Origin of the sequence: Hanstruepera marina (assembly GCF_019880635.1) — a bacterium.
GTDB lineage: Bacteria > Bacteroidota > Bacteroidia > Flavobacteriales > Flavobacteriaceae > Hanstruepera > Hanstruepera marina.
In genome coordinates this window covers 895,491-913,797 of the sequence record NZ_JAINVX010000001.1, presented here as the reverse complement: position 1 = coordinate 913,797, position 18,307 = coordinate 895,491, and the positions used below count along the sequence as shown (strand labels likewise).

16 protein-coding genes are annotated in these 18,307 nt (G+C 35.4%); 8 read left to right on the top strand and 8 right to left on the bottom strand.

The genetic code is table 11. The features are described 5' to 3' along the window. Positions 1-17 precede the first annotated feature (17 nt). A complete protein-coding gene (gene rlmB, locus K7G76_RS04230) occupies positions 18-752 on the top strand; it encodes a 23S rRNA (guanosine(2251)-2'-O)-methyltransferase RlmB (RefSeq protein WP_223032951.1) in 735 nt (244 codons plus the stop codon). Here the strand turns inward: rlmB and K7G76_RS04225 are convergent. Next, positions 749-1,483, bottom strand: a complete 735-nt coding sequence (locus K7G76_RS04225; protein WP_223032950.1) for a rhomboid family intramembrane serine protease — start codon at positions 1,481-1,483, stop codon at positions 749-751. The genes rlmB and K7G76_RS04225 overlap by 4 nt on opposite strands. A 130-nt stretch (positions 1,484-1,613) precedes the next feature. Between K7G76_RS04225 and K7G76_RS04220 the strand changes: the two genes are divergently transcribed. After that, positions 1,614-2,891, top strand: coding sequence for a replication-associated recombination protein A (locus K7G76_RS04220; RefSeq protein ID WP_223032949.1), 1,278 nt, complete (start codon positions 1,614-1,616; stop codon positions 2,889-2,891). On the opposite strand, the gene K7G76_RS04215 is transcribed toward K7G76_RS04220, so the two are convergent. From K7G76_RS04215 to radC, 4 genes are read right to left on the bottom strand one after another with little or no spacing between them, the layout of a single operon-like run. Continuing rightward, the gene (locus K7G76_RS04215; protein ID WP_223032948.1) at positions 2,888-3,664 is read right to left on the bottom strand and encodes a hypothetical protein; all 777 of its coding nucleotides are present in this window, start codon (positions 3,662-3,664) and stop codon (positions 2,888-2,890) included. The genes K7G76_RS04220 and K7G76_RS04215 overlap by 4 nt on opposite strands. A 33-nt stretch (positions 3,665-3,697) precedes the next feature. Continuing rightward, a complete protein-coding gene (locus tag K7G76_RS04210; RefSeq protein ID WP_223032947.1) occupies positions 3,698-4,387 on the bottom strand; it encodes a YjjG family noncanonical pyrimidine nucleotidase in 690 nt (229 codons plus the stop codon). Continuing rightward, the gene (locus K7G76_RS04205) at positions 4,377-5,678 is read right to left on the bottom strand and encodes a polysaccharide deacetylase family protein (RefSeq protein ID WP_223032946.1); all 1,302 of its coding nucleotides are present in this window, start codon (positions 5,676-5,678) and stop codon (positions 4,377-4,379) included. The genes K7G76_RS04210 and K7G76_RS04205 overlap by 11 nt, the downstream gene beginning before the upstream one ends. Next, positions 5,678-6,376, bottom strand: a complete 699-nt coding sequence (gene radC / locus K7G76_RS04200; RefSeq protein WP_223032945.1) for a RadC family protein — start codon at positions 6,374-6,376, stop codon at positions 5,678-5,680. Before radC ends, K7G76_RS04205 begins: the two co-directional genes overlap by 1 nt. Positions 6,377-6,443: 67 nt before the next feature. Here radC and K7G76_RS04195 point away from each other — a divergent pair, with 67 nt between their 5' ends. The 5 genes from K7G76_RS04195 to K7G76_RS15375 all read left to right on the top strand — a co-directional run bounded on the left by K7G76_RS04195 (position 6,444) and on the right by K7G76_RS15375 (position 8,614). Beyond that, complete coding sequence (locus K7G76_RS04195) at positions 6,444-6,893, top strand: DUF1569 domain-containing protein (protein ID WP_223032944.1); 450 nt, start codon at positions 6,444-6,446, stop codon at positions 6,891-6,893. Then, positions 6,893-7,486, top strand: coding sequence for an FMN-binding negative transcriptional regulator (locus K7G76_RS04190; protein WP_223032943.1), 594 nt, complete (start codon positions 6,893-6,895; stop codon positions 7,484-7,486). Before K7G76_RS04195 ends, K7G76_RS04190 begins: the two co-directional genes overlap by 1 nt. Before the next feature lie 111 nt (positions 7,487-7,597). After that, positions 7,598-7,972 carry a hypothetical protein gene (locus K7G76_RS04185; RefSeq protein ID WP_223032942.1) on the top strand — a complete coding sequence of 125 codons (375 nt, stop codon included), beginning with the start codon at positions 7,598-7,600 and terminating at the stop codon, positions 7,970-7,972. Positions 7,973-8,033: 61 nt separating this feature from the next. Further along, positions 8,034-8,207, top strand: a complete 174-nt coding sequence (locus K7G76_RS15380; RefSeq protein ID WP_255572920.1) for a hypothetical protein — start codon at positions 8,034-8,036, stop codon at positions 8,205-8,207. Between the two features lie 59 nt (positions 8,208-8,266). Then, a complete protein-coding gene (locus K7G76_RS15375) occupies positions 8,267-8,614 on the top strand; it encodes an RDD family protein (protein WP_369412176.1) in 348 nt (115 codons plus the stop codon). A 300-nt stretch (positions 8,615-8,914) separates the two neighbouring features. Here K7G76_RS15375 and K7G76_RS04175 read toward each other — a convergent pair whose 3' ends face one another. Together K7G76_RS04175 and K7G76_RS04170 are read right to left on the bottom strand one after the other, a co-directional pair. Next, positions 8,915-10,270 (bottom strand): UDP-N-acetylmuramate--L-alanine ligase, encoded by a 1,356-nt coding sequence (locus tag K7G76_RS04175; protein ID WP_223032941.1) that lies wholly within the window; start codon positions 10,268-10,270, stop codon positions 8,915-8,917. A 77-nt stretch (positions 10,271-10,347) separates the two neighbouring features. Then, positions 10,348-11,301, bottom strand: a complete 954-nt coding sequence (locus K7G76_RS04170) for a tetratricopeptide repeat protein (protein ID WP_223032940.1) — start codon at positions 11,299-11,301, stop codon at positions 10,348-10,350. A 143-nt stretch (positions 11,302-11,444) separates the two neighbouring features. Here K7G76_RS04170 and K7G76_RS04165 point away from each other — a divergent pair, with 143 nt between their 5' ends. Then, the gene (locus tag K7G76_RS04165; protein ID WP_223032939.1) at positions 11,445-17,717 is read left to right on the top strand and encodes an alpha-2-macroglobulin family protein; all 6,273 of its coding nucleotides are present in this window, start codon (positions 11,445-11,447) and stop codon (positions 17,715-17,717) included. Between the two features lie 27 nt (positions 17,718-17,744). Here K7G76_RS04165 and K7G76_RS04160 read toward each other — a convergent pair whose 3' ends face one another. Continuing rightward, entirely contained in the window at positions 17,745-18,305 is a 561-nt protein-coding gene (locus tag K7G76_RS04160) for a DinB family protein (RefSeq protein ID WP_223032938.1), read from the bottom strand. Positions 18,306-18,307: the final 2 nt, after the last annotated feature.

Genomic DNA, 18,307 nt, shown 5'->3' with positions numbered 1-18,307 from the left:
TTATACATTTGCATATCATGTCAAAACAAACTCAAATATACGGTTTACGTGCAGTAATTGAAGCTATTCAAGCTAACGAAACCATTGAAAAGATTTTTATTCAAAAAGGGCTTAAAGGTGAATTATCTCAAGTTTTAGAGTCACTAATTAAATCTAAAAAAATTAATTCTTCATATGTCCCAGTTGAAAAACTTAACAGGTTGACCAACAATAATCATCAAGGTGTTGTAGCTCAAATATCACCTATCTCCTACTATGATTTGGAAGAATTAATTAATTCTACTTATGAACTAGGCAAAACGCCTTTTTTCTTGCTTTTGGATCAATTGAGTGATGTTCGCAATTTTGGAGCTATTATTCGTACGGCCGAGTGTACGGGAGTACATGGAATTATTATACAAAAAAAAGGAAGTGCACCAGTAAACGGTGATGCTATTAAGACAAGTGCTGGGGCTGTTTTTAAAATCCCGATATGTCGCGTTGACCATATAAAAGATGCTATGTTTTTATTACAAGCTTCTGGGATACAAGTTGTTGCCGCAACTGAAAAAACTTCTGATTTACTCTATGATATAGATTTTAAATTACCTAGTGCCATTATTATGGGTTCGGAGGGTCGTGGCATAAACCCTTCAGTCTTAAAATTAGTAGATGCTAAAGCTAAATTACCCCTTTTGGGAGAAATTGAATCACTTAATGTTTCTGTTGCTTGTGGAGCATTTCTATATGAAGCGGTAAGACAACGCCTTTAGTCTTTATTTTCCTTATAAATATAGTTTATTGTTCTCGGGACCTCATCACTATCATCGGACTCTAAAGTGTTAGATTCAATAAAGTTTCCATTTTCATCAAAATGTTTTAAGAATTCATCATTTTCCTCATCATAATCAGGTTCTTCCCACTTATACTTTGTAGGCTTTGGAATATTACTCCTGTAAATAATAGCAAAAGCTAATCCTACAACTAAGCCTGACAAATGACCTTCCCAAGACATTCCTTCCTTTATTGGAAGCACATACCATACCATACTTCCATAAAGGAAAACGACTAATAAGGATAATGCTATTAACCTGTAATGCTTGGCCAGTATTCCTTTAAAAAATAAAAAACTAACCAAAACATAAATTAAACCACTAGCACCAATATGATATGCTGGTCTACCAATTAACCAAGTTAAAAAACCTGACAATAAAATTCCATAGATAAGAACTTTCCAAGCTATACTTCTGTAGAAATAAAATAAACTTGCCGAAAGCACAAATAATGGAATTGTATTATGATACAAATGCTGTATACTTGAGTGAATAAAAGGACTAAACACTATGCCTCTTAAACCTGTTAAGCGTAAAGGGTAAACCCCAAAATTTGTAAAATCGAAACGAAAACGGATTTCAAACCAGAATACCAACCATACAAGCATAACAAATGACAATGGGTAAACTATTACACCATTAGAAAACTTAAAATGTTCTTGGTTTTCCATAATTAAATATACATTAACAATATTGTTTCCAAAATTCTTATATGTGATAAATTGTCATGCTAACTAGATTAAAACTAAAAATTTCATGTCTTTGTAATTCTCTATGTATCTAATTGTTTAATTTTACTATATGAATGAACCTTTAGCAGAACGATTAAGGCCACAGGCTCTTGAACATTATATTAGTCAAGCCCATTTAGTTGGATCTAATGGTAGCTTAACTAGACATATAAAACAAGGCATCATTCCATCCATGATACTTTGGGGCCCTCCAGGTATTGGGAAAACAACGTTAGCTAATATAATAGCGAATGAGGCAGAACGTCCATTTTATACTTTGAGTGCAATAAATTCTGGGGTTAAGGATGTTCGAGAAGTTATAGAAAAGGCAAAAAAATCGGGAGGTCTTTTTACTACTAAAAATCCCATATTGTTTATTGACGAAATACATAGGTTTAGTAAATCGCAACAAGACTCCTTATTGCAGGCTGTTGAAAAAGGTTGGGTAACACTTATTGGAGCTACAACAGAGAATCCCAGTTTTGAAGTTATTCCTGCACTTTTATCACGTTGTCAGGTCTATATTCTAAACGCCTTTAATAAAAGCGATTTAGAAGCACTTTTAAGACGTGCTATTGAAAAAGACAGTATCATATCCCAAAAAAATGTAAAACTCAAAGAAACAGATGCTTTATTTCGTCTTTCTGGAGGGGATGCCAGAAAATTGCTCAATATATTTGAATTATTGGTTAATAGTCAATCTGAAGCCGAAATAACGATTACTAATGACATGGTTTTGCAAAACGTCCAAAACAATACGGTACGCTATGACAAAACTGGGGAACAACATTACGATATTATTTCTGCATTTATAAAGTCTATTAGAGGTAGTGACCCTAATGCAGCTGTTTATTGGTTGGCTAGAATGGTAGAAGGCGGTGAAGATGTTAAGTTTATTGCTAGACGATTGTTAATTTTAGCCAGTGAGGATATTGGCAATGCAAACCCAACGGCATTAGTAATTGCTAACAATACCTTCCAAGCCGTTTCTACAATTGGTAATCCTGAATCACGTATAATTTTGAGTCAATGTGCCACATATTTAGCCTGCTCTCCAAAAAGTAATGCATCCTATCAAGCTATAAATAAAGCCCAACTGTTAGTAAAAGAAACTGGCGATTTAAGTGTACCTCTAGAAATACGAAATGCACCAACTAAACTTATGAAAGAATTAGGTTATGGTGATAATTATAAATATGCCCACAACTACGAAGACAACTTTGCCAAGCAGGAATTTTTACCCGAAGAGATTAAAAACACACAACTTTACAACCCAGGAAATAATTCTAGAGAGCAAAACCAAAGGGAGTTTTTAAAAAAACGCTGGAAAGATAAATACGATTACTAAAATTTAATATTAAGCGTTTTAACTTGTAGGTCCTCACCAATAGTCTCGGCGATAACCCAATTGTCATTTAGTTTATAGACTGTAGCATTCCTATCCTTTACCATAAAAAAATCTTTTTTGCCTGAAAAAATTAAGATGTAAACAACTTTTGGTGTACTGTCAACCAACTGATACCCATTATTTATTGGTTGTGCATATAAAACTTCTGAACTGTCAGTTTCTACCTTCTTTATAGGTGCGGTTACTTCGGTTTTTTGTACAGTAGTTTCTGCAGTAACCTCTATAGGTTTTACAGGCTTTACTTCAGAAACATCATGGTTTTCTTGACTATTGGGCTCTAAAGGTTCGTACTTGTAATTCAATTCTTTGACATACAAAAATGCTTCTCTCAAAGCTTTGTTATACGCAACTTTATACTTCTTTTCCCTACTCTCTCCATTAAGTCCTTCAAAAACAATTTGATCTTTACAATTCTTCAATACCACATGTAATTTAGTTAAGAACATACCTTTGTCTTTTACCACATCTGCACGAAGAGCTAAACAGCCGTTTTTTTGTAAATCTTCAGGAAATTCGTCTCCCTGCATTATGGCCGTAAATCCATATTTATTGAATAAAAATTGTGAAAGAGAATTTAATTGATATTCATCCGGATTGTGCTGAAAATCGTAAGTGTCTGGTACGATTACATACTTGTAATTATTTACATTCTGTTGTGCAAAAACATTTCCCAAAGTAGTTACAACAATCAACAGTACTATTCTTTTTAACATGTGTATTAAATTTTTATAAAGATACATCTTGATTTACAAATACAATTTCAAATCTAGTAAATTTGGAATCTGTTTTATATTCTTATCAAGCTTTGTGCCATGAACATTAAAACAAATAGCATCCAAACCAATATTTATAGCTCCTTGTATATCAGCTTCCCAGTTATCTCCAACCATAACACTAGAGTTTACAGTTGTGTTAGCCAAGTTTAAAGCTTGCTCAAAAATAATGGGGTTTGGTTTCTTTACACCAACCATTTCTGAATTTGTTACGGTTTCAAAAAAAATATCAATATTCGAATTTTGTAATTTTCCATGCTGTACTTCGTGAAATCCATTAGTGATTATATGAAGCCTATATTTTGGTTTTAAATAGTTTAATATTTCAATTGTGCCATCAAACAAATAATTGTTTGATGGTAAATGTGTTATATAATCTTCTGATAAACGATTAATTAATCTATCTTCTACATAATAGTCAATAGCATCAAAGGTATTCTTAAGCCGACCGTATCTTAAGGCAGCTTTGTCTATTTTTTCTTCGCGATAGAGCTTCCAGTAATTCAAATTAATAGGTTCATAAACTGTTAAAAAATCATCTAAAACAACTCCTACATTGTGAATATCAAATATCTTTTCGAATGTTAGCGCAGAATTCTTATCAAAATCCCAGAGTGTGTGGTCTAAATCAAAAAAAACGTCGGTTATGCCTTTAAGCTTCATTTGCTGACTCCAATATTAAATTAAACAATTCTTTAAACCCTTTCCACCTATCAATATCACTAAATGTATAATTGTGAAAAACTGGAATAAACTCACCATTTACCAATTTGACTTCTCGTATTATTTCGTTTAACACCTTCTTCTTGTCCAATAATGATTGGGTTTTAAGCAATGTATAATCCATTACATGATATGAATGTATCATTAATGGAGTTTGTATTTCAAAATCGAGATCGTAAAACAAAAAAGGGGTACATGTTCCCGCTCTAAAACCCATGTGGTTTACATAACCCATAGTATAATCTTCCAATATCTCTAACTCAACTAAATTTCTGTATGAATTAGGTAAATTTAATTTAGAAAACGACTGCCTTGACGCAGTTAAGGTCGTATTTAAAATACTTTCTATTCTATTCTTTTCCTCCTTTAACACTAATGGATCTTCTAAAGCAAAAAAAGACATTTTTAAACCTACATTACAATAATCGGCTACATGCTTAATCAACGATACAAACTGTTTCTTTTGAGCATTTACACCTTTGTCGTAAGTAGAATAGTCCCCTATTAAAAAGAAAAACAAAAACTTGTATTTAGATTGTTTTTGCCTATTTAAAATATACTTAAACGTGTCATCAGGGTCATGCTTTAAGCCTATGATTACCAAAAATCGGGTGTACATACGTTTAAATTTAAAGCTAGACAAATCTTTTAAACTCCCACCAATGGTTCTTAAAATGCCCTTTAATTTGAAACTATAAGGTGATGGCACATCTATTATTGGTTTAATCTTATAGTTTCTATTCGGGAATTTAAACTCAGGAAATTGAGCTTGTACAATTGTTTTAAACTTATAAGCCCAGATATCAACTACAGGCTGATTTAAAAAATTATTTTTGTAGGCTAAACTTTCTTCAGCCATAAACCTACCATATTCATCTTTAACATGAGGTAGATACTCTTCATACCGACTTAACAAATAAAATGTCGCTGCAAAAATGTCAAAAGGCACACTACTTCTTTCACTCGTTGTAAAAAAACATTTAGTATCGTCCCAATCTTGCACGTGTATATCTAAATCTGACAAGCCTTGCTCAAAAAGTAAATCATGACTTCTTATAAAAATCTCATTCCCTAACGGTTGTTTTGCATAGGATATTTTAACTGAATCGTGAGCAATAAACTCCTCTATAGTAGTAGTAAATGCCACTGGAACATCTAAAATACGGGTGAAAATATGTTTAAAGGCATATTTTAATCGAGGTGTAATTTTGTGCGTATATACAAGTACCATTAAATTAGAGTTTCGTCTGCAAAACTAAAATATGCTTCTTCGGTTACAATAATATGATCTAAAACTTTAATATCTAAACTTTCTCCAGCTCGTTTCAATTTTTGAGTAATCTGTTTGTCAGCTTCACTAGGCTTTAAGGTTCCCGATGGATGATTATGAACCAAAATAATGCCTGTTGCACCCAATTCTAAAGCCATTTTTAGAACCAATCGCACATCAACTAAAGTTCCTGTAATACCACCTTTACTCAATTGCTGTTTTTGAATGACCTTGTTGGAGTTGTTCAAATAAATAATCCAGAATTCTTCATGTGGGAGCTCTCCTATAATGGGTTGCATCAATTCAAATACCGAAATGCTAGAGGTTATTTTCTTTTTCTCCAAGGCTTCTTCTCCTCTTCGTCTTCTGCCCAACTCCATAGCTGCTGCAATAGTAATCGCCTTTGCCTCGCCTATGCCTTTAAAAGCCATCAACTGTTTTAAAGATAACTTGCCCAGCTCATTCAAATTGTTATCAACCGAAACTAAAATACGCTTGCACAAATCAACTGCGCTTTCATTCCGACTGCCCGAACCTATTAAAATGGCCACCAACTCGGCATCACTTAATGCCGCTTTTCCCTTGTCGCGGAGTTTCTCTCGTGGTTGGTCATCTTGTGACCAATTTTTTATAGAAAATGAAGCGTGTTTTTCAGTCATTTAGTAAATATAAATATTGTAACTTTCAGAAGCAATTTTTGGATTACTTAACCTTATAAATAAAAAAATGAAATCATTATTTTCTGAAGATACTGTTTCTGAAATAAGAGCCAGAATAGAATTACTACAAGAAAACCAAAATCCAAAATGGGGAAAAATGAATGCCTCACAAATGTTAGCTCATTGTAAGTTTCCATTACAAGTTGCCCTAGGCGAACTGGCTTTGGAAAAACCAAATGTATTTAAACGCCTATTATTCTCTATGTTTAAATCCTCTTTATATGATGATAAAGCGTGGAAACAAAGCTTACCTACAACAAAAGAATTTGTGGTGTCAAACGACAAAAATTTTCGTAATGAAAAAACAGATTTGTTAGAAGAAATCGAAAAATTTCATACTAAAAAAGATCAAACTGAATGGCCACCACATCCTATGTTTGGGTATTTTACACAGGATCAATGGGGTAAGATGCAATACAAGCATTTAGACCATCATTTAAATCAATTTGGAGTATAATGACCTATCCACCACCACACCATCAAGACCATAATCGCGAACATTTAATAGAGGTTATAAAAACCTATCCTTTGGCTACGGTAATATCTGTAAAAGACCAAGAACCGCTCATTACCCATTTACCATTGATATTAAACGATGAAGGAAAACTTATTGGACACATTGATATTTACAATCCGCAGACGCCCTTGTTGAAAGACAACAATAGTGTGAACCTTATTTTTTCAGGACCGCAATGTTACATTTCTCCATCGGTTTATACAACTACTCAATTACCTACTTGGAATTACATTAAAGTACATGTAAAAGGTACTGTAAAAGCTATTGAAAGTAAAGAGGCACTTAAGCGGTCATTAATCACGATGACCGAGTTTTTGGAAGCGCCAGACCATAAGTATGTATTGGATGCAAATAATCCAAGAATGGAAGCGAATTTAGACTATATCAAGATGTTTGAAATAACTATTACGGATTGGGAAGGTAAATTTAAACTCTCACAAGATAAGAAAACGACTGACACCCAAAATGCCAAAACCGAACTCATTCAAAAAAACCAAGAAAGCATCAAAGCCTTTTTGGATAGGGTGTTTTGATTTGACTTTTTAAATAAAATAATCGAACTTCGTTATCGGTGGATATAAATTATTTAATGACCACAAATTGTTACCAATAATGCTCCAGCAAATTTGCTGTTATAAAAACATATGAAGATTTTAAATATTTTATTCTTTCACGTTTATAATGCATATTATAAAGATGGAAATTATTCGAATGACATTCCGCATTTAACCGCTTATGGAATTGTTGCCTGCTCTTTAAGTATGTTGTTTACATCTATTTTACTCTTTACTTTTGCTTTATTGGATGTGAAACTCGCTAAAATTTCTGTTATTATCCTATTTGTTGGGTTTTTGTTATTGCTATTTTATTACTTTTTTTATGAGAAAAAGTATGCCACTATTTATAATTTAATCAAAGATTCGAAGTGGGATAATTTCCGTTTTAAAATTGCTTCTTGGTTGATAGTTATTTTAGGGTTTGTTTCAGTAGTTGTTTATTCATATTTATTTAATAGATAAAAAGCTTCGTTGCTAATTAGGACGAAATGATATTAACCAAAAATTCAATAAAAATAAACTAATGGAAAACGAATTTGCGAAAGTGATGTCTGAAAGGACAAATGAAGAATTAATTAAGATTGTAACCATTGAAAGGGCAAGATATAATCCCACTGCAATCGAGGCAGCAGATGCAGAAGTTGAAAAACGAAACATTGATACATCTGAATTTGAAACAATTCGAGAAAGGCAGTAGCAGAAAAAGAACAGAAAGAAAAAGTTGACTCCAATATAGCTGGTCCAGGTATTCGATTTGTGAATTTTATAATTGACTTTATTATTTGGATACTAATTGCAGGAATTCTAACTTATCCCTTGAATGCAAATAATGACATTCAAATGCTCATAGGATATTTAATAATTTTTGGAACTTTTATTGGGTACTATGCGATAATGGAAACCAAATTTCAAAAAACTGTTGGAAAATATGTAACCAAAACAACCGTTGTGAAAATGAACGGAGAAAAACCAACTAATGGAGATATAGTCACCCGGACCTTTTGCCGACTTATTCCATTTGACCGACTTTCATTCTTGTTTATGAAAAATGGAATTCACGACTTATTATCAAAAACCAAAGTAGTAAAAGATAATTTTGAATAGTAAAAAATTAACTTGATGATAGATAAAAAAACAGATTATTTGGTCGTGCCTCCTCTTAACGACGTCATTGCGAACCTTTCGACTGTCGCTCAAGACAAGCTAAAGTGAAGCAATCTCTTACTCGATAGACTCAAACATATAGATTACCAAACTGTTTTTAAACGCTCTGTCCCGTAATGACAACTGATTTGTCATTCCGCACTTGATGCGGAATCTAAAAAGATTACCGTATCACGTCACTTGTTATTACAATAGATTCCTGCCTGCGCTGGAATGACAGGTTTTTTCATAATAGCAAGACTAGTCAATCAAACTTTTTACCTCATCAAAATCCAAACCACCATAATTCCCCGAACTCATAAGCAATAAGGCTTTATTGTTAAAGTCTTGGGAAAACAGATAGTTTTTAAAATCGTCTGGGTTGGTATAAATAATGAGGTCGTCGCGCTCAAAAGCATTGGCTATTTGTTGGTGGGTAACCTCTTCCAGTTTTTTAATTTCGACAGCGTGAGGCGAATAGAAAACCACAGCTACATCTGCAGCACCCAAAGCTCCTTTATATTCCTTTAAAAATTCGGCATTCAAGCTACTGTAAGTATGTAATTCCAAACAGGCTACTAAAGTCCTGTTGGGAAACTGTTCTTTTAATGCTTTGGTAGTTGCAGCTACCTTACTTGGGGAATGGGCAAAATCTTTATAAGCCACGCTGGTTTCGCTTTCGGCAATTTTTTCCAGACGTTTGCTGGCGCCTTTAAAAGTGGCAATGGCTTCATAAAAATCGTCTTCGTCTATGCCTATATGTTGGCAAATCCATTTGGCTCCTGCCAGATTGTTCAGATTGTGTTTACCAAAAACCTCAATTGGTAAAGGTCCTTCAGGTGTTTCCAATAGGGTTTCACCATTTTCAACCATGTATTCGGGTGTATAATAGGGTAATTTGCGAATGGTGTTTTCAGAGGCCTCCACGACTCTAGCCACTTCCGGATCTTCGGCATTGTAAGTGATACTGCCTCCACGTACAATACTATCTACAAAAATGCTAAACTGTTCCACATAATTCTCATAAGTTGGAAACACATTAATATGATCCCAAGCAATGCCACTCAACAAGGCAATATTGGGTTTGTACAAATGAAATTTTGGTCGTCTATCAATAGGTGAGCTTAAATACTCATCACCTTCCAAAACCATAAAATCGTTCTCTTCGGTAAGTTTTACCATCACATCAAAGCCTTCCAATTGAGCGCCAACCATATAATCCACATCCCGATCGTGATAATGCATCACATGTAAAATCATGGATGTAATAGTGGTCTTTCCATGGCTACCTCCAATAACGACTCGCGTTTTGTCTTTGGATTGTTCGTACAAAAATTCGGGATAGCTATAAATTTTAAGACCCAACTCCTGGGCTTTCAATAATTCTGGATTATCCGCTTTGGCGTGCATCCCCAATACGATGGCATCTAAACTATCATTGATTTTTTCAGGAAACCACCCAAATTGTTCAGGCAACAAGCCTTTGGCTTGCAAACGAGATTTTGAAGGATCAAAAATAGTATCATCGCTTCCGGTTACGTGATATCCTTTGTTATGCAATGCAATGGCCAAATTGTGCATAGCAGCACCACCTATAGCTATAAAATGTACATTCATGGTCTAATTTTGTAGAAATCAAATATAAGGATTGCTATTGGAAGTGAGAAGTTGGTTGTTCAAAGTTTTTCTACTAATTACAATTTTAAAATTTGGCTTTTTTCTTTCCTAAAAACGTCAATCTTTGGCAGTTCAGAAATGGCTTGATTAATGTGATTGAGCGCCAAATCTTTTTTATACTGATGCTTGTAAATCTGCGCTAATCGGAAATGAGCCCAAGCTTTGGGCACACCATCTTCAGCTGTATGGTTCTTTAGGTAAAGCTGTAAACAGGCTTCACCTTTATGTAATTGCACGTTATATTCAGCAGCAACCTTTCCTATTTGATAATGCAAGGCATTCCTCTGGTGTTTTTTTTGTGACGCTTCAATGTTTTGAATGGCTTGATCTGGTTGGTCTTGCTTTTCGTAAAAAGCAGTCAGCTTTTCATAACAGGTCAAGGATCCTCCTTTTTCTATAGCCTTTTTATAATAGGTCTCAGCCAATTCAGGTTCATCATCATACTCATGAATATAACCTTTGGCCAAATAACCATCTACCTTTGAAATAGCTTCCAACTCATTGGCGTATTGCAATGATTTACTGACGCTTCCACCAATTATTCCCGGTAATTGCACATAATACTCCACCAAAGCCCAACGTGCATTGATATGGTTTTTATCTAATTCTATTGCCTTTAAAAAAGCGTCTTCCACATCATCAATCATAAACAAAGCAGTAACTTTATTAACTTCCAAAGCTTTCATACCCATGGCTCCACCATATTTATAGTGAAATTCAGCGTTATCAGGACTTAAATCTACCAGCTTTTCATATTGCTCAATAGCTTTATCCCATTTACCTTGATAAGCATAGGCATCACCCAATAACTCGATGCTTTTTGGGTCGCTTGGGTTTTCCAAGAGGTGGTCTTCCATAATCACCTCTGCCTGCTCATATTTTTTTTTATCAAGTAAGAACTCTATCTCTTGCTCAACATTTTGCGAATACAAGGTGAAAGGAATTAGTAATAGGAAACAAATCTTTCGCATAACATTAAAAATGTCGGTTTTACAAAGATAACCTTTCTATCTCACTCAAAAAATAGCTACCTTCCCTCAACCAAAACCTAAAATACCGTATTCGCGTTTTTTTGGAACAACTTTTGAATGTACCCTTGTACAAAATGATGACTATGAAACAGCTTACTGCAATTTTAATGATTGTTTGTTCAATGCATTTTTCGCAAGCACAAAACCCTTCTTATGATAAACTATGGAAACAGGTGGACAAACTGGAGTCTGAAGGTTTACCTAAATCGGCTTTAGAGCTGGTTGAACAAATTTCGCAACAAGCCAAGACCGAACAGAACGAACCGCAATACATCAAATCATTATTATTTAAAAGTAAGTATGCCTTAATTCTGGAAGAAGATGCGCAGTTGACTATCATAAACGACTTTAAAGCTCAAATAGCAAATAGTCAGGCTCCTACGCAAAACGTTTTAGAGAATATGCTAGCCACTATGTATTGGCAGTATTTTCAACAGAATAGATGGAAATTCTATAACCGAACCAATACTTCTGAAAAAGTTGATGAAACCGATTTTAGAACCTGGGATTTAGAAACCCTTTTTGCTGAAATCCAATTGCACTATCAAAATTCTTTGCAAAACGGACTTATCTTGCAACAAACAAAGCTTGAAGATTATGCCGTCATCATAAACGAGCAAAAGAATTCCAAGCAATTTCGTCCTAGCTTATTTGATTTACTGGCTCACAACGCCCTAGAATTCTTCAAAACCGATGAAAACAGCATCACCAAACCTGCTTATAAATTTGAAATTGACAATCTGGATTATTTGAGTGATGCTAACGCCTTTTCTCGCTTGAAGTTATCTTCAAAAGATTCTACCTCATTGCAGTTGCAGGCCTTAAAAATCTATCAGGACCTCATCCAATTTCATTTAAAGAATTCTTCCCCTGAAGCCTTGGTGGATGTAGATATCAATCGACTTCAGTTTGTATCGCAACATGCCACATTCAGCAATAAGGAAGACGTGTTATTACAAACGCTTAAAGCATCACGTAATTTTTACGGTTCACAACCTGTATCAGGTTTGTACAGTTTTGAAATAGCGCAACTATGGTTTCAACAAGGCAGTCAATATCAACCTAAAACCGACGAAACCCATCAATGGAAAATTAAGGAAGCCTATGACATTTGCCAATCGGTCATTTTTGCGTTTCCAAAAAGTGTTGCTGCTGAAAAATGCGAGGCACTCAAACAACAGATTCTGCAACCTAGCTTGCAACTACAGATAGAAAGCTACATACCTATCCAACAGGAATCGCGTTTGTTGGTTCGCTATAAAAATATTAATGCATTAGACTTCAGTGCCTATATGCTAACCGAAAAGCAGTTTGAAATCTTTAATAAAACATACCGAACAGAAGATCAAATTGAGTTTTTTAGAACTTTGAATCTTACCCAATCTTGGGAATCCAATTTACGCGATGTTAAAGACTATCAGCAACACAGTACTGAAGTCCTTATTCCGCTATTGGCGAACGGTCGTTACTTGATGGTTGCCAAAGTTCCTAATAGCGACATTTTTGCGGCGCAAACCATTCAGGTGACCAATATTGCTTTGGTTGATAAAAGCGAGAACCACAAACAAAGCTATCAGTTTATTGACCGAAATAATGGCAAGCCGATTGAGGGTGTTGACGTTAAAATCACCTATCAAAAAAACTACAATAGTGGCACCAAACAAAAAAAACTGACCTCCAATACTAGAGGAACTATAGAAATAGAAAAGTCTGGCGAGCGATGGACACAAGTAAAAATTGAAGCCCAGACACCTGATGACAAGGCCTATTTTGGTGATTACTACATAAACCGTTCACAAACACCAAAACCCGATCCAATAAGTTACAAAGGGTTTCTGTTTACAGACCGAAGTATTTACAGACCAGGTCAAACAGTCCATTTTAAGGGTATTGCCATAAGAACCGAAGATGGTAAATCGGAAGTATTGCCTAATGAAGATACCTATGTGATTTTATATGATGTGAACGGACAGGAAGTGCATCGTTTGGATTTACGAACCAATGCTTTTGGTTCGGTTTCGGGTGAGTTCATATTGCCGAGTAGTGGCTTAACGGGCCAATTTAGAATACAGCTATTGGGAAAAACCCATACACTTTCTAATACCAATGTCTATATCTCTGTAGAAGAATACAAACGTCCCAAGTTTGAAACCACGTTCAAACCCATAACCGAGACCTTTAAAATTAATGATTCCATTACCCTAAACGGAAATGCGCTTGCCTATGCTGGCAGTAACATAACTGATGCCAAGGTAGTGTATCGCGTCCACCGAAAAGTGCGTTATCCTAGTTGGTATTATTGGTATCGACCAGCTTTTAACAGTGAGCCACAAGAAATCACTCATGGTGAAACCACCACCAATGAAAAAGGCGAATTTGAAATCACATTTAAAGCCATTCCTGATTTGAGTGTTGACAAAGACTCACAACCCATTTTTAATTATGAAGTCACGGCTGATGTAACAGATATCAATGGCGAAACCCGAAGTGCCACCACTCTAGTCAATGTTGGCTATCATGCTATGACGGCATCTATTTCGGTTAACAATCTTTTGAATAAAACCAACAAGGAGCACAAACTGGAAATCACGACCCAAAACCTCAACGGTGAGTTTGTACCTGCCAAAGGAACCATTAAAATGTATAAGTTGAAAGCACCTGACTATGTGCTGCGAGCAAGACCTTGGCAAGCACCAGACTACCCGATGCTTCCGGAAGCAGAGTTTAAATCTAAATTTCCACACGATGCGTATCAAGATGAACACAACCCAAATAATTGGGAAAAAGGCGAACTGGTTTTTGAAAAGCGTTTTGATACGGAAACATCCAAAACTATAGCTTTAGGTAACATCAAAAAATGGCAATCTGGTCAATATGTGATTGTTTTGGAAAGTCAGGATGCCTTTGGTCAAGATGTGAAAGCTGAAACCAAAACCACACTCTATAGTGACCAAGATAAAACCCTTGCCGATAAGCAACTATTTAGTATTACCACCAATAAACCAAATTATCAGGCCAATGAAACGGTATTGCTTACTGTAGGTTCTGCGGCACAAAACGTAACCGTAACACTGGATGTAGAAAAAGACCACAAGACCATAAACACTTATGTGTTTGAGCTTAACAATAACAAGAAAACCATTGAGATTCCGGTTACTAAAGACGATTTAGGCGGTTTTGCTGTGCATTACAGTTTTTCCTTTGCCAATGGTTTTCAATCAGGTATGGAATACATTAATGTGCCTTACCAGAAAACCGATATAGAGATTGAAACCACCACATTCAGAGATAAATTACAACCTGGACAAGAGGAAACTTGGAGTTTTAAAATAAAAGGTCCTAAAGGCGAAAAAGTCTCTGCCGAACTCTTGGCGAGTATGTATGATGCGTCTTTAGACCAATTTAAAACACATGATTGGAATTTTAACCCAATCTACAGAGCATCTTATAATAGTTACAACCATAGAAACGCAGGTTATAGTTTTGGCACCAGAAACTTTAGAATTCAAAATTTAAACCGTGCTTACATCAGCTATCCGCACCAAGCGTATGACCAACTGAATTGGTTTGGGTTTTATTTTTGGCAAGACCATTATTTAGTAAACTCTTTATCTGGAAGAGTTTCAGGTTTGGTTGTTGAAGAATCTGAAGACCATTTAAAAGAAGTTGTTGTAACAGCTTATGGAATCAAAAGAGAGAAAGACAGTGTCAGTTTTGAACATCAAGACCGTTTTACAACTGCTGAAGATATTGAAAATCCTGAATATTATTTTAAAGCCAATAAAATAATTCTTCGTGGTAATAGATCCTTGCCGGAAAATAATAAACTCTTAATAGTAATTGATGGAAAAATCGTTTCTCAAGAAGAATTAGATGAATTATCACCAGAATTAATTGAAAGTGTAAATGTTTTAAAAGGGGCTAATGGTGCCGCTCTTTATGGGTCTCAAGGAGCAAATGGAGTCATAGTAGTTACTACCAAGAAAATTGACTTTAGCAAAGTTAACATCCGCAAAAACCTACAAGAAACTGCCTTTTTCTTTCCACAGTTACAAACCGACACCGAAGGTAATGTGAGTTTTAGTTTTACTACTCCAGAAGCCCTAACACAGTGGAAATTACAATTACTGGCACACACCAAAACTTTAGAAAGTGCGGTAATCAGTTTGGAGACTGTTACCCAAAAGGAATTGATGGTTATTCCAAATACACCACGTTTTTTACGTCATGGTGATAAAATTGTTATTAGTACCAAAATTGCAAACCTCTCGGATAGTGACCTTTCCGGTCAAGCACAGCTGCAATTGTTTGATGCCGTTTCAGGTGAAGAGATAACCGACAAAATTGTCAGGTCGAGCGTAGTCGAGACCTTCACAGTAGATGCCAAAGGCAACACCCAAGTGTCCTGGAGTTTATCCATTCCAGATTCGGTGGATGCTGTGCAATACAAAGTGGTTGCTAAAGCAGGTGATTTTAGTGATGGTGAACAGAATGCTATGCCTGTTTTATCCAACAGGATGTTGGTGACTGAAACCTTACCCATGTGGATAAAGAGTAATGAAACCAGAACTTTTACGCTAGATAAACTAAAAACAAATACCTCAACAACACTCAAGTACCATAAACTAACGTTGGAAATGACTTCCAATCCCGCTTGGTATGCTGTTCAGGCGTTGCCTTACCTTATGGAATATCCTTACGAATGCAATGAGCAAACTTTTAGCCGTTATTATGCCAATGCATTGGCGAGTCATATTGCCAATAGCAACCTGCGTATTCAAGAGGTCTTCAACCAATGGCGAAATACCGATGCGCTATTATCCAATTTAGAAAAGAATGAAGAATTAAAAAATATCCTCATTCAAGAAACGCCTTGGTTACGTGATGCCCAAAGTGAAACCGAACAAAAAAAGCGTATTGCCTTGTTGTTTGATCTCAATAAAATGAACAACGAGTTGCAAAACGCCTTAAGAAAACTGGAACAAAATCAAATGAGTAATGGTGCTTGGCCTTGGTTCCATGGTGGACGTCCCAACCGATTTATTACCCAGCACATCATCACAGGTTTTGGGCACTTGAAACATTTAAATGTCGTTCAAAATGATAGTGAAGCATCAATGATCAACAATGCCATACATTATCTTGATTCAGAATTTGTAGAAGAATATAAAGACCTTACTAAATACAATAAGGACGTTGATTTAAGTAAAGACCATTTAAGTCATAGGCAACTCAATTATTTATACATGCGTAGCTTTTTCCCAGAGGTAAAGCAGTCTAAAAAGGTTCAGGAGGTTTCGGCTTACTACTTATCTCAAATTCAGAAGTATTGGTTGAGTCGTTCATTATATTCCAAAGGTCTTATGGCATTGATTACTCATCGAATGGAAGATGATGATACAGCTGGAAAAATATTAAAGTCTTTAAAAGAAAATAGCATTACCAATGAGGAATTGGGTATGTACTGGAAAGAGAATACCGCTTCATGGTATTGGTATCAAGCACCAATAGAAACCCAAGCCTTACTGATTGAAGCCTTTTCTGAAGTGGGTTCTGTCATTCAGAGTGAAACGAAGAATCTAGAAACAATTGATAATCTTAAAATTTGGTTATTAAAAAATAAACAGACTAATAAATGGGAAACTACCAAAGCCACTACCGAAGCCGTTTATGCCTTGTTGCTTCAAGGCAGTGATTGGTTGAGTGTCTCAGAAACTGTTGATGTGCTGGTTGGTGGTGAAAAAATAGAACCATCAAAATTAGAAAACGTCAAGGTAGAAGCTGGAACAGGCTATTATAAAACAGCTTGGAACACCCAAGAAATAAAGCCTGACATGGCAGAAGTAACCTTAACCAAAAAAGGCGATGGTATAGCTTGGGGAGCTTTGTACTGGCAGTACTTTGAAGATTTGGATAACATTACTTCAGCAGAAACACCATTGAAACTTAAGAAAAAACTGTTCAAAAAAATCAATACCGACACAGGTGAAGAAATCACCGAAATCACTTCAGAAACCTTATTAAAAGTTGGTGATTTGGTTCGCGTTCGTATTGAACTCCGAAGTAATCATGATATGGAATTTATTCATATGAAGGATATGCGTGCATCAGGTTTAGAACCCGTAAACGTATTATCAAAATACAAATGGCAAGATGGATTGGGCTACTATGAGAGCACTGAAGATGCTAGTACCAATTTCTTTTTTGACTATTTACCAAAAGGCGTTTACGTATTCGAGTATGACCTAAGAGTTAATAATGCTGGTAATATGAGCAATGGTATTACGACGATTCAAAGTATGTATGCACCAGAATTTAGCAGCCATAGTGAAGGTGTCAGAATAAAGGTAGATTAAAAAAAGCGGCTTTCTAGCCACTTTTTTTTAATTATTTGGCAATCGTTTTTTAAGTAACAATATCTGTCCTAAATGACTGGATTGATGTTCCATAACGTGATACCAGCCCCAATGGTTATTCATATTACCACTTGCATTTAATTTCGCCAACCAAGCATCATCTTTTTCTTTCATCAACTGCATGGTCTTATTCCTCACCTCGGTGTATGCATCCAAATAATATTGCACATCATGACCTTGGTATTTCTCACGAGCTTCGTCACCTAAACTCATGGCTGCTCCCCATTTTTTCTCTTCCTCTTTATTAAATTCCCTACCTTCAAAAGTATAGACTTGATAAAAAGCTTCGGTAGCTGCCAAATGCATGATCAAAGAACCAATTCTATTGGCTTTATCATCCATTAAGTAATCCAATTCTTCTACCGATAAATCTTTAACTGTACGTTCTACACGGTTCTTCATGTCATTAAGCATGGATACTAAAGTCCCTACTTGAGGTGAATAGTCTTTCATTGGTCCAACAGTGTTCTGTGCTTTAACCGAAACAGTCATGATAAGAACGACCAATAATTTGGCGAGTGTTTTCATTT

Excerpts from the sequence above, each read along its gene's own strand:
- rlmB (WP_223032951.1), top strand. The coding sequence starts at position 18 with ATGTCAAAACAAACTCAAATATACGGTTTACGTGCAGTAATTGAAGCT.
- K7G76_RS04225 (WP_223032950.1), bottom strand. The coding sequence starts at position 1,483 with ATGGAAAACCAAGAACATTTTAAGTTTTCTAATGGTGTAATAGTTTAC.
- K7G76_RS04220 (WP_223032949.1), top strand. The coding sequence starts at position 1,614 with ATGAATGAACCTTTAGCAGAACGATTAAGGCCACAGGCTCTTGAACAT.
- K7G76_RS04215 (WP_223032948.1), bottom strand. The coding sequence starts at position 3,664 with ATGTTAAAAAGAATAGTACTGTTGATTGTTGTAACTACTTTGGGAAAT.
- K7G76_RS04210 (WP_223032947.1), bottom strand. The coding sequence starts at position 4,387 with ATGAAGCTTAAAGGCATAACCGACGTTTTTTTTGATTTAGACCACACA.
- K7G76_RS04205 (WP_223032946.1), bottom strand. The coding sequence starts at position 5,678 with ATGGTACTTGTATATACGCACAAAATTACACCTCGATTAAAATATGCC.
- radC (WP_223032945.1), bottom strand. The coding sequence starts at position 6,376 with ATGACTGAAAAACACGCTTCATTTTCTATAAAAAATTGGTCACAAGAT.
- K7G76_RS04195 (WP_223032944.1), top strand. The coding sequence starts at position 6,444 with ATGAAATCATTATTTTCTGAAGATACTGTTTCTGAAATAAGAGCCAGA.
- K7G76_RS04190 (WP_223032943.1), top strand. The coding sequence starts at position 6,893 with ATGACCTATCCACCACCACACCATCAAGACCATAATCGCGAACATTTA.
- K7G76_RS04185 (WP_223032942.1), top strand. The coding sequence starts at position 7,598 with ATGAAGATTTTAAATATTTTATTCTTTCACGTTTATAATGCATATTAT.
- K7G76_RS15380 (WP_255572920.1), top strand. The coding sequence starts at position 8,034 with ATGGAAAACGAATTTGCGAAAGTGATGTCTGAAAGGACAAATGAAGAA.
- K7G76_RS04175 (WP_223032941.1), bottom strand. The coding sequence starts at position 10,270 with ATGAATGTACATTTTATAGCTATAGGTGGTGCTGCTATGCACAATTTG.
- K7G76_RS04170 (WP_223032940.1), bottom strand. The coding sequence starts at position 11,301 with ATGCGAAAGATTTGTTTCCTATTACTAATTCCTTTCACCTTGTATTCG.
- K7G76_RS04165 (WP_223032939.1), top strand. The coding sequence starts at position 11,445 with ATGAAACAGCTTACTGCAATTTTAATGATTGTTTGTTCAATGCATTTT.
- K7G76_RS04160 (WP_223032938.1), bottom strand. The coding sequence starts at position 18,305 with ATGAAAACACTCGCCAAATTATTGGTCGTTCTTATCATGACTGTTTCG.